The sequence below is a fragment of the Bordetella sp. genome (genome assembly GCF_057362025.1).
This window is the reverse complement of record NZ_JBMQQZ010000002.1, coordinates 39,929-51,389: the sequence shown is the minus strand read 5'-3', so window position 1 is coordinate 51,389 and position 11,461 is coordinate 39,929. Positions and strand designations below refer to the sequence as shown.

General features: G+C 66.1%; 10 protein-coding genes. 9 read left to right on the top strand and 1 reads right to left on the bottom strand.

What is annotated here, in order from left to right:
• Nucleotides 1-114: 114 nt before the first annotated feature.
• The 5 genes from ACO1P8_RS00310 to hpaH are packed head-to-tail and all read left to right on the top strand — an operon-like array spanning nt 115 to nt 4,041.
• Nucleotides 115-1,086 carry a Bug family tripartite tricarboxylate transporter substrate binding protein gene (locus ACO1P8_RS00310; RefSeq protein ID WP_486293962.1) on the top strand — a complete coding sequence of 324 codons (972 nt, stop codon included), beginning with the start codon at nt 115-117 and terminating at the stop codon, nt 1,084-1,086.
• Between the two features lie 34 nt (nt 1,087-1,120).
• A complete protein-coding gene (locus tag ACO1P8_RS00305) occupies nt 1,121-1,507 on the top strand; it encodes a RidA family protein (RefSeq protein ID WP_094841445.1) in 387 nt (128 codons plus the stop codon).
• Nucleotides 1,508-1,512: 5 nt separating this feature from the next.
• Nucleotides 1,513-2,385, top strand: coding sequence for an amidohydrolase family protein (locus ACO1P8_RS00300; protein WP_486293961.1), 873 nt, complete (start codon nt 1,513-1,515; stop codon nt 2,383-2,385).
• Nucleotides 2,382-3,248 carry a fumarylacetoacetate hydrolase family protein gene (locus ACO1P8_RS00295; protein ID WP_486293960.1) on the top strand — a complete coding sequence of 289 codons (867 nt, stop codon included), beginning with the start codon at nt 2,382-2,384 and terminating at the stop codon, nt 3,246-3,248. Before ACO1P8_RS00300 ends, ACO1P8_RS00295 begins: the two co-directional genes overlap by 4 nt.
• 10 nt (nt 3,249-3,258) lie before the next feature.
• Entirely contained in the window at nt 3,259-4,041 is a 783-nt protein-coding gene (gene hpaH, locus ACO1P8_RS00290) for a 2-oxo-hept-4-ene-1,7-dioate hydratase (RefSeq protein ID WP_486293959.1), read from the top strand.
• Nucleotides 4,042-4,137: 96 nt separating this feature from the next.
• On the opposite strand, the gene ACO1P8_RS00285 is transcribed toward hpaH, so the two are convergent.
• Nucleotides 4,138-6,435 carry a phosphocholine-specific phospholipase C gene (locus ACO1P8_RS00285; protein WP_486293958.1) on the bottom strand — a complete coding sequence of 766 codons (2,298 nt, stop codon included), beginning with the start codon at nt 6,433-6,435 and terminating at the stop codon, nt 4,138-4,140.
• Nucleotides 6,436-7,296: 861 nt separating this feature from the next.
• Between ACO1P8_RS00285 and rpmI the strand changes: the two genes are divergently transcribed.
• The 4 genes from rpmI (at nt 7,297) to pheT (ending at nt 11,428) form a co-directional block, all read left to right on the top strand.
• Nucleotides 7,297-7,494 carry a 50S ribosomal protein L35 gene (rpmI, locus tag ACO1P8_RS00280; RefSeq protein WP_006387997.1) on the top strand — a complete coding sequence of 66 codons (198 nt, stop codon included), beginning with the start codon at nt 7,297-7,299 and terminating at the stop codon, nt 7,492-7,494.
• Nucleotides 7,495-7,513: 19 nt separating this feature from the next.
• A complete protein-coding gene (gene rplT / locus ACO1P8_RS00275) occupies nt 7,514-7,873 on the top strand; it encodes a 50S ribosomal protein L20 (RefSeq protein ID WP_066634744.1) in 360 nt (119 codons plus the stop codon).
• 101 nt (nt 7,874-7,974) lie between these two features.
• Nucleotides 7,975-8,997, top strand: a complete 1,023-nt coding sequence (gene pheS / locus ACO1P8_RS00270; RefSeq protein WP_486293957.1) for a phenylalanine--tRNA ligase subunit alpha — start codon at nt 7,975-7,977, stop codon at nt 8,995-8,997.
• Nucleotides 8,998-9,010: 13 nt separating this feature from the next.
• Nucleotides 9,011-11,428, top strand: a complete 2,418-nt coding sequence (gene pheT / locus ACO1P8_RS00265; protein ID WP_486293956.1) for a phenylalanine--tRNA ligase subunit beta — start codon at nt 9,011-9,013, stop codon at nt 11,426-11,428.
• Nucleotides 11,429-11,461 lie beyond the last annotated feature (33 nt).

Here is an 11,461-nt window from a genome sequence, read left to right as displayed (position 1 = left end):
CGCATTGTCGGTCCGCATGCAAGTTTCTAGAGTTCTGCCTACAAGGTCGACCAACCGCAAGGTCGACCAACCACAAGATCGACACAACCTCGACGAACGCCTGGAGACAACCTCATGACCCGACGCCTGCTGGCTCAGGCCTGCGCAGCGATTGCGCTGGCCGGCCTTACCTCATACGCGCAAGCCGCCTGGCCGGACCGGCCCGTGCGCATTGTCGTGCCTTATCCGCCCGGTGGAAACGTCGACGTGGCCGCCAGGCTTATCGCGCCGGGATTGCAGGCCGCGCTGGGGCAGCCGTTCATCGTCGACAACAAGCCCGGCGCGGGCGGCATGATCGCCGGCGAGTTTGTGGCGCGCGCCGAACCCGACGGCTACACCCTGTTCATGGCCGCCAATGGGCCGCTGCTGTTCAGTCCGCTGATCTTCAAGCGGGCGGCCTACAAATGGGATCGCGATTTCGCGCCGATCAGTTCGATCTCGTACACCCCGCTGGTGCTGGAGGTGAAGCCATCCCTGCCGGTGAAGACGGTGGGCGAGCTGATCGCGCTGGCCAGGAAGGAGCCGGGCAAGCTGACCATGGCGTCGCCGGGCGCGGGCACCACCAATCACCTGGTCAGCGAGCTGCTGCAGCATGTGACGGGGGCGCGCTGGACCACCGCGCAGTACAAGGGCAATGCGCCGGCGAACACCGATCTGCTGGGCGGTCAGGTGGACTTCCAGTTCGACCAGATCTCGGTGGCCCTGCCCTTTATCAAGGAGGGCCGGCTGCGGGCCCTGGCAGTGACCACGGCGCAGCGCCTGCCGTCCATGCCCGACGTCCCGACGTTCGCGGAAGCGGGCGTGCAGGGCCTGGAGGCGTCCACCTTCACGGGCCTGCTGGCACCCAAGGGAACGCCGCCGCAAATCCTGTCGCGGTTGAGCCAGGCGCTATCCGGCATCCTGGCACAGCCGGAGATCATCAAGCGTTTCGAAGACCTCGGCGCGCAGGCGCGCGGCAGCACGCCTGAGGCGTTCACCCGCTACCTGGCGGCCGAGGACGCCCGCTGGACGCCCATCATCCAGCGCGCCGGCATCACCGCCAATTAAGGCGCATCGCGCTTCACCCACCCGGAATATCGTCATGACCAGACGCAGCATCTACGCCGAAGGCTTCAGCCACAAGAATCCCATCCCTGCCGCCTGCCGGATCGGCAACATGCTTTATTCGGGCAGCATCCAGGGCACCGATCCCGCCACGGGGGCCTATGGCGAGACGCTGGAGCGCCAGTGCGAGTTGATGTTCGACCACGTGCGCCGCATCGTCGAGGCCGGGGGCGGGTCGCTGGGCCACATCGCGAAGATGACTGTCTGGATGCGCGATCGCGGCCAGCGCGCGGCCCTGAACGCCGCGTGGCTGCGCGCTTTTCCGGATCCCGACGACCGTCCGGCGCGCCACACGATGAAGGCGGACCTGGATGGCGACAAGCTGGTCGAATGCGATTTCATCGCGGTGCTGGGACAGGAGTAAGCGGCATGGCGCAATACCAATCCTTCCATCCCCACCCCACCGCGCCCCGCACACGCCTGCCCGCGGGATCCTGCGACAGCCAGTTCCACGTATTCGGGCCCGCCGACCGCTACCCGGTGCGTGCGGGAGCAGCCTACGAGATGCCAGGCGCCACCATCGAAGTGGCCTTGCGGCTGCATCGGCTGCTGGGCATCGAACGCGGGGTCATCGTGCAGGCGACCACCTACGGCGCCGATCACCAGGTTGTCCTGGATGGCCTGGCCGCCGCCGGGCCCAACTATCGCGGCTGCGCCAATGCGGCCGTCCTGGCCGAGCGCGACGATGCCTACATTGCCCGCCTCCACGATGCCGGTGTGCGCGGTGCGCGCTATACACGGCAAGGCCTGGGAATCAGCATGGAGCCGGCTGCGTTCCGGCGGTCCATCGCGCGCCTGCGGGAACTGGGCTGGTATGCCAAGTTCCAGCCCGAGCCTGATGGCATCCTGGCCCAGGCGGCTCAGTTCGAGGACCTGGATATTCCGGTGCTGATCGACCATATGGGGCGTGCCGACCCGGCGGAGGGGCCGCGCGATCCCAGCCGATGCAAGCTGGTCGAGCTGCTCGGGCGCGGCAATTTCTGGGTGATGCTGTCCCTGACGGAAAAACTATCGAAAGCGGGCGAGCCCTGGGACGATGTGGTGCCCCTGGCGCAGGCCCTGATCGCGGCCAATCCCGATCGCGTCATCTGGGGAAGCGACTGGCCTCATCCGGTTTCCGTCAAAGCGACGCCGGACGAAGGCCGCCTGGTGGACCAGTTGGCGCGCTACGCCGGCGATGCCGCCACGCTGCACAAGATCATGGTGGACAACCCCGCCCGCCTTTTTGGATTCGAGCCATGAAACTGCTTTCCTTCGAACATCAGGGCCGCGCCGGTTTCGGCCTGCTGCGTGGCGATGCCGATATCGTCGATCTTGGCGGCCTGGGCCATGCCAGCCTGCGGGCCGCGCTGGCGGCGCAGGCGCTGCCCGAACTGGCGCGGCGCGCCGAAGGCATGCTTGCAACGCTGCGCCTGGCGGACGTGCGCCTGCTGCCGCCCATTCCGTCGCCGGAGAAAATCATCTGCGTCGGCGTGAACTACGGCAAACGCAACGAGGAGTACAAGGATGGCAGCGCGCCACCCGCCTATCCCAGCGTGTTCCCGCGCTTTCCCGGCTCCTTCGTCGGCCACGGCCAACCGCTGCTGCGTCCCGCTGAGTCCGAGCAGCTGGACTACGAGGGCGAGATCGCCATCGTCATCGGCAAGCGCGGCCGGCGCATCGCCGCCGCGCATGCCTGGTCCCATGTGGCCGGGCTGACATGCGCCAACGAGGGTACGGTGCGCGACTGGCTGCGCCACGGCAAGTTCAATGTCACCCAGGGCAAGAACTTCGATGCGAGCGGTTCGATGGGCCCCTGGATGGTCACCGCGGATGCCTTCGATCCGGCCGCGCCGCTGACCGTCACCACGCGCGTCAATGGCGAACAGCGGCAGCACGACACCACCGCGAACCTGATGTTCCCGTTCGCCGAGCTGATCCGCTACATCTCGATCTGGACCACGCTGGAGCCCGGCGACATCATCTCCACGGGTACGCCGGTGGGCGCCGGCGTGCGCTTCGATCCGCCGCGCTTCCTGAAACCGGGCGACGTCGTCGAAGTGGAGGTACCGGGCATCGGCGTTCTGTCCAACCCGGTGGCCGACGACCCGGCCACGACCGCCTGAAGGTGACGCCATGCTCAACGACGAGGACCGTGCCCGTGCCGCCGATATGCTGATGGAGGCCGAGCGTACCGGCCAGCCGGCCACGCAGCTGGCACTGACATTCCCCGGCATGGAGATCGCCGATTCCTACGCCATCCAGAAGCGCATCATCGACCTCAAGATCGCCCGGGGCGCGCGCCTGCGCGGGCACAAGATCGGCCTGACTTCCAAGGCCATGCAAAGCACGGTCGGGATAGACGAACCCGATTACGGGCATTTGCTCGATACCATGTTCTTCCAGGATGGCCAGACCATCTCCACGGAAAAGATGATCGTGCCGCGCGTGGAGGTCGAACTGGCTTTCGTGCTGGGCAAGGCATTGCAAGGTCCGGATGCCACGCTGTTCGACGTGCTGGATGCCACGGACTACGTCGTCCCGGCGCTGGAGATCATCGACGGCCGCAGCAGGTATCCGCGCACGATCGTCGACAACATCGCCGACAACGCGGCCTGCGCCGGGATCGTCCTGGGTGGCCGTCCGGTCCGGCCCATGGACATCGACCTGCGCTGGGTCGCGGCCATCCTGCTCAAGAACGGCGTCATCGAAGAGTCGGGCGTGTCGGCGGCGGTGCTCGGGCATCCGGCACTGGGCGTCGCCTGGCTGGCCAACAAGCTTGCGCCGCATGGCATGGGACTGGAGGCTGGCCATATCGTCCTGGCGGGGTCCTTCACGCGCACGGTGGCGGTGGGACCCGGAGACACCTTGCATGCCGATTATGGGCCGCTGGGCGGCATCTCCGTTCATTTTTCCTGAGTCCGGCAATAAGCGCTGGCCGTCGCCTGGGCGACAACCATCGGCGCGCAACGTATTGCGATCCTGCGCGCCGATGGCCGTGCCTTGCGGCGCGCCTTAGAAGCCGTCCGGCACGCCCAGCGCCGGATCGCTCACCGAATGGCGGCCGGTCTCGATGCGGCCGGCCAGCCGGCGCATAAAGCCGGGGTCCGAATCCGCCGTCACCATCAGGTCGTACCAGTTGCCGCTGTCGCGCAAGGAAAGCGTCATCCGGGCCTGATGGCCGGGACGCACGTCGGCGGTCCAGGCGCCGTCGCGGTCGGCGTCGAAATCGCCGCCTCGCGCCTGCAGCGGGCCGTAGGCCTGGTTCGACCTGACCGTGCATGCGACCGCGCGCCGGCCTTCGTTTCGCACGGTCAGGCGGACGTGGCCGCTCTTGCCGTCCGGCTCGAATTCCACTTCCGGCGCCGCCGCATCCCGCTCGTCCAGGACGTTGAGGTCGCCGGCGAAGTGCCGGTGGAAACCGTTGGGACCCAGCACCCACAGGTCGTACTTGCCGTCATCGTCCGCACCGGCGGCCCAACTGCCCTTAAGGGACCGCCGGGGCTCGACGATATAACGGCGCGGGACGCGGTCCAGATGCAGCCTGTCATAGACGTGGAAGACGGCGCCGGCATCGCCCGTATTGGAGAACTTCAGTTTCACGGTTCCATGCCGCGCATCCGTGTCGATGGTGGCGTCCAATTCGTAAGGCAGCGCGCGCGATGGCCGAACGCCGGCGGCCTGCGAGGGCATCCGCGCGCTCGTGGGCGGCGTGATCTTCGGCGCGCTCTGCTGCGCCGCGGTCAGGGCGTCGACCTGGTCCTTGGTCGAACTGCCGTTCAGCGTGGGCAGCGGTTCGCTGTTGGGGTTCTCGAAGTTGAACGCGCTGGTCAGATCGCCGCATACGGCGCGGCGGTACTTGCTGATCTGCGGCTCGCGCACGCCGAAACGCTTCTCCAGGAACATCAGCGTGGAGGTGTGATCGAACACTTGCGAATTCACCCAGCCGCCGCGGCTCCACGGCGACACGACCCACATCGGAACGCGCGGGCCGGGACCATAAGGGCGGCCGTCCTGGGCCGGCTGGCTGGCCGTGGCCGGCGTGTAGTTGTGGTACTCGACGGCCATGTCCCTGTCCGGCAGCGTGTAGCCGCCGGCCAGGGTGCCGTCCGGGTTGTGCGAAGGGGCGGTGGGCGGCGGCAGGTGGTCGAAGAAGCCGTCGTTTTCGTCGTAGTTGATCAGCAGGACCGTCTTGCTCCAGACATCGGGATTGGCGGTCAACGCATCCAGCACTTCCTGCACGTACCAGCCACCTTTGGCGGGGCTGGACGGTCCGGGGTGCTCGCTGTACGCCGACGGCGCGATGATCCAGGAGACTTCCGGCAACTGGCCGGCCTGGATGTCGGCGCGGAATGTTTCCAGGAAGCCCTGGGGCATGGTGTTGGCGAAGCCCTTGGCAAGCGGGCTCAGGGCGTCGTCGGTCAAGGGGTCGTAGACCGGGCCCGCCAGGCCGGCATCCTGGGTGATGTCGGTCTTGGGCACGTAGACCGGGCGCCGCGAGGCGGGCATTTTTTCGATTTCCGCGCGCCAGTGGCGGAAACTCATCATCTCGTTGCAGCCGTAGTTGTCGATCAGGCTCTGGTAGACCTTCCACTTCACGCCGGCTTTTTGCAGCCGGTCGGCGTAGGTCGTCCAGGTCCAGCCTTCGGTGGACGGGCCGATGTCGTTGCCGCCGTTGTACTGGTTGTTCAGTACCGCCACATTGACCGGTCCGCCTTCGGAAGGGTCGCGGCCGTTCGGGCCGTTGGTGCCGGTCCAATAGAACAGGCGGTTGGCGATGGTGCCGGTATGCATGCCGCAGTGGTAGTGGTCGCAGAGGGTGAAGGCCTCGGCCAGCGCGCGCTGGAATGGCACTTCGGCTTCCTCGTAATAGCCCATGGAAAGCGGGTTCTTGGCGTCGGGCCAATGGGCCATGCGGCCCTGGTCCCAGGCTGCCTGCGTATCGGCCCAGGAATGGGGGGTACTGCCCGCGCGCTGCGCATTGCCCTGGGTTTCATCCAGGTGGTACGGCGTGTAGGTCGTCGGCGGGCTGGTTTTGGTATAGGTCTGGAAGAAGACGTTCTGGCCGTTGGCCGCGGGAGCCGCGAAGCGGTCGCCGTAACCGCGCACGCCCTTGAACGTGCCGAAGTAGCTGTCGAACGAGCGGTTCTCCATCATCAGCAGGACGACGTGCTTGACGTCCTGGATGGTGCCGGTGTCGTGGTGCGCGGGAATGGCCAGCGCGCGCCGGATGCCGGGCGGGAACGTGGCCAACGCGGCGGCCGACAGGCCGGAGCCGGCGACGCTCTGGAGGAATTTACGGCGGGAAGTCATCGTATGCGTGTCCTTGGCGTAGGGGGCGAGGCCGCCTGGATCGGCGACGCACAGAAGGCTAGAGACAGCATGTGACGGCGAATTGATGGCGGGAAGTCCGGGCCATGTTCGAGAGGGCAGTTTGAGCGGGAGCGCAACTTCTGTAACGGCTCGTGATGGGGGCGGCGCTAATCCAGTCATACCGATCCTGGATCGGCGCCGCCTGCTCTACGGCCGGGAACGTAATAATTGTTACGAAAACTCAAAAACGGAGGAGAGGTTCCCGCTGCGTCGCGGCGAAGCGACACTTCATTTGGGCGGGACCGGGTCGCGCCCGACGGCTGGCGGTCGGCAGGGCAGCATCGCAGGTGGACAGGCAGTGCTCGCTATCGAGGCCGGAGGGGATAGGGTGCTTCCACCCGGCCGTCGGGCACAGGCAGCGGCGCCCGGCAGGCGGGCGCCTCGCGGGCCCGCATACCCGGATCCGGCGCAAGCCGGATAAGGGGACGCATGTGTGGCGAGTCGGCCAACATGCGCGTGCCCGGCGGTTCGACAAGCGTGGCGAAAATGCCATATAATCAAAGGCTTTCCGGCTAAAGCGCATGCCGTTGCTGTGGCCCTGTGCACTCAGTAGGTATGTACGTGTTGTGCAGGTGCGTGTGCATATGCGCGACGGAAAACCAGTAGTCCCGGCAGGTTTATGTTAGCCGTGCCAGGCAGTACCCATAAGTGGTCCGGGTGGCCTCAGGCCCTCGAAGCCTTGCGTGTGTTGGTGTCGCGGCCGGTGTCGCGGCGCCTGCGGGCAAGCACCTGCGTGACCATGATGTTAATCAACCTGCGTCCGGCGACGGACCGCACTCCGAAAGGAAGTAAGGGACTATCATGCCCAAGATGAAGACCAAGAAAAGCGCTGCCAAGCGCTTTCAGGTTCGCGGCAGCGGATCGATCAAGCGGGGTCAGGCGTTCAAGCGCCACATCCTGACCAAGAAGACCACCAAGAACAAGCGCCAGCTGCGCGGTTCGGCCGCGGTTCACGAGACGAATGTCGCCTCGGTCAAGGCCATGATGCCTTTCGCTTGATAGATTACGGAGATCCACTATGCCTCGCGTCAAACGCGGCGTTACCGCCCGCGCCCGTCACAAGAAAGTCCTCAACGCCGCCAAGGGTTATCGCGGCCGCCGCGGTAATGTATTCCGCATCGCCAAGCAGGCGGTCATGCGCGCCGGGCAATATGCCTATCGCGACCGCCGCAACAAGAAGCGCACCTTCCGCGCCCTGTGGATCACGCGTATCAATGCCGCGGTGCGCGAGCACGGCGTTACGTACAGCGTGTTCATGGCCGGCCTGAAGAAGGCGTCCATCGATCTGGACCGCAAGGTGCTGGCCGACCTGGCCGTGCGCGACAAGGCCGGCTTTGCCGCCGTTGTCCAACAGGCCAAGGCTGCCCTGTCCGCCTGATCGTTTTTCGACGTATCGCGCATTGCTGCAAACGGGGCTGTCATGGCCCTGTTTGCGTTTTTGACGGCTGCGTTTCGCGCCGCGCTTCCTAGGCTGATGCCATGACACAGTTGGTCGAAGACCTGATCGCTCAGGCGAAAGAACGATTCGCGGCCGCGCCCGACGCGGTTGCCCTGGAGAACATCAAAGCACGATTCCTTGGCAAGGAAGGCGCGCTGACCGTCATGCTGCGCGGGCTGGCCCAGCTGGACGCGGAGCAGAAACGCGAGATGGGCGCACGGGTGAACCGTGCCAAGCAGCAGATCGAGGAGCTGCTGAACCAGCGCCGCGCCGAACTGGCGCAGGCCGAGCTGGAGCAGCGCCTGGCCTCCGAAACCATCGATGTCACCCTGGCCGGCCGTGGCCGCGGCGTGGGCGGCATCCATCCGGTGATCCGTACCTGGGAACGCGTCGAAGCCATCTTCCGCTCCATCGGTTTCGATGTCGCCGACGGCCCGGAAATCGAAAATGACTGGACCAACTTCACCGCGCTGAACAATCCGGAAAACCACCCGGCCCGGTCCATGCAGGACACGTTCTACGTGGACATGAAGGACGCGCAGGGCCTGCCGCTGCTGCTGCGCACGCATACCAGCCCGATGCAGGTGCGCTACGCGCGCATGAACAAGCCGCCCATCAAGGTGATCGCGCCGGGACGTACCTACCGCGTCGACAGCGATGCCACGCATTCGCCGATGTTCCATCAGGTCGAAGGCCTGTGGATCGGCGAAGACGTATCGTTCGCCGACCTGAAGGGCGTCTATACGGACTTCCTGCGCTGCTTCTTCGAAAGCGACGACTTGGCGGTGCGCTTCCGTCCGTCCTTCTTCCCGTTTACGGAACCGTCGGCCGAGATCGACATGATGTTCACCAGCGGCCCCAACCGCGGACGCTGGCTGGAGATATCCGGGGCGGGCCAGGTGCATCCCGTTGTCGTGCGCAACTTCGGGCTCGACCCGGAACGCTACATCGGTTTCGCATTCGGCTCGGGCCTGGAGCGCCTGACGATGCTGCGCTACGGGGTAAACGACCTGCGCCAATTCTACGAAGGCGATCTGCGTTTCCTTCGCCAGTTCAACGAATAATCTACGGCTGATCATGCAATTTCCCGAATCCTGGCTGCGCGCGCTGGTCAACCCTGCCATCGATACCGAAGAATTGGCGCATCGCCTGACGATGGCCGGTCTGGAGGTCGAAGACCTGCAATCCGCCGCGCCGCCGTTCTCCGGCGTGGTCGTGGGCCACATCGTCGAGATCGCCCCGCATCCGAATGCCGACAAACTGCGTGTGTGCCAGGTCGACGACGGCTCGGGTGAGCGCTTGCAGATCGTCTGCGGCGCGCCCAACGCGGCGGCCGGCCTGAAAGTGCCGCTGGCGCGCATCGGCGCGCGCTTGCCGGGCGACATCAACATCGGCAAGGCCAAGATGCGCGGCGTCGAATCCGCCGGCATGCTGTGCTCGGCGCGCGAACTGGGCCTGTCGCAGGACCATGCAGGTCTGCTGGAGTTGCCTTCCGATAGCACCCCGGGCGCCTCGCTGCGCGACCTGCTGGACCTGGACGATACGCTGTTCACGCTGAAGCTGACGCCCAACCGCGCGGATTGCCTGTCCATCCTGGGCGTGGGGCGCGAGGTCGCGGCGCTGACGGGTGCCGCCCTGAAGGTGCCGGCCGCCGAGCCGGTCCGGCCTGCCTTCGGCGACGTGCTGCCGGTCGACATCCAGGCTCCGGACCTGTGTGGCCGGTTCGCAGGCCGCATCATCCGCGGCGTGAACGCCCGCGCGGCGACCCCGCAGTGGATGAAGACCCGCCTGGAGCGGGCCGGGCAGCGTTCGGTGTCGGCTCTCGTGGATATCTCGAACTATGTCATGCTGGAGCTTGGCCGGCCCACGCACGTTTTCGACCTGGACAAGATTTCCGGCGGCCTGACGGTGCGCTGGGCCAAACCCGGCGAATCGCTGGTCCTGCTGAACGGCCAGACCGTCGCGCTGGACCAGGACGTTGGCGTGATCGCCGCCGGCGATGCCGTGGAAAGCCTGGCCGGCATCATGGGCGGCGATGCCACCGCCGTCACGCTGGATACCCGGAATATCTACGTCGAGGCAGCCTTCTGGTGGCCCGAGGCCATTGCCGGGCGCGCGCGGCGCTACAAATTCAGTTCCGAAGCCAGCCATCGATTCGAGCGTGGCGTGGATTACCAGGATATCCCCGAACATCTGGAAATCATCACGCGGCTGATCCTGGAAATCTGCGGCGGCGAATGCGGCCCCATCGAAGACAAGACCGTCAACCTGCCGCGCCGCGAGCCGGTGCGCATGCGCCTGTCCCGCTGCGAACGCGTGCTGGGCGTGAAGATCCCGCGCGAGGAGATTGCCGGAATTTTCACCCGCCTGGGGCTGACGCACAGCATCCAGGACGACACCGTGGTGGTGGAGCCGCCGTCCTATCGCTTCGATCTGTTCATCGAGGAAGACCTGATCGAGGAAATCGCGCGCATCCACGGCTTCGAACGCATTCCCGACCAGCCGCCGATGGCGCTGGCCAAGATGCGCGTGCCGCCGGAAGCGCGCCGCAGCCCGCATGCGGTGCGTCGCCATATGGCCGCGCTGGACTACCAGGAAGTCGTCAACTTCAGCTTTGTCGAAGCGGACTGGGAACGCGACTATGCGGGCAATGCCGATCCCATCAAGCTGCTCAATCCCATCGCCAGCCAATTGGCTGTGATGCGTTCCAGTCTCCTGGGGGGACTGGTCGCGAATATCGTCCATAACGCCAATCGCAAGCAGTCGCGGGTGCGGGTGTTCGAGCTCGGCCGCGTGTTCTTCCGCGACGCGACGATCGCCGATGGCGAGCTGGCCGTCGCCGGCGTGCGGCAGCCCTTGATGCTGGCCGGCGCGGCCTGGGGGCCGCACGTCGAAGAGCAATGGGGCATGCCGACGCGCCACGTCGACTTCTACGACGTCAAGATGGATGTGCAGGCGCTGTTCGGCGCGCGCGGTACCGAGCTGCGTTTCGAGGCGGCCCCGCATCCGGCGCTGCATCCCGGACGCGGCGCCCGCATTGCGCTGGACGGCAAGCCCATCGGCTGGATCGGCGAGCTGCACCCGCGCTGGGCGCAAAAGGCGGAACTCGCCCACGCCCCCGTGGTGTTCGAACTGGATGTGCAGGCCGTGCTGGAAGGACGCCTGCCGCAGGTGCGCGAGTTGTCGCGCCAGCCCGTGGTGGTGCGCGACCTGGCGCTGTGGGTGGACGCTGCGCTACCCGCGCAAGCCATGCTGGACACTATCGCGCAAGCCATCGCCCAGGACCCGAAACTCGGTATCGTGCAGGACGTCCGGCTCTTCGACGTGTGGCGAGAACAGACGCAAGTCGATGATTCCGCTGGGGAAAAAAGCCTTGCTTTCCGCTTCTGGCTACAGGACACTGACGCAACGCTGGACGAGGCGCGTGTCGCCAACTGCCTGGAAAGACTCAAGGACAGGCTGGTCCAGGCCCACGGCGCGCGTCAACGCGCCTGACGCGCGCAGCGATAAGAAAGGGGATTACAGACC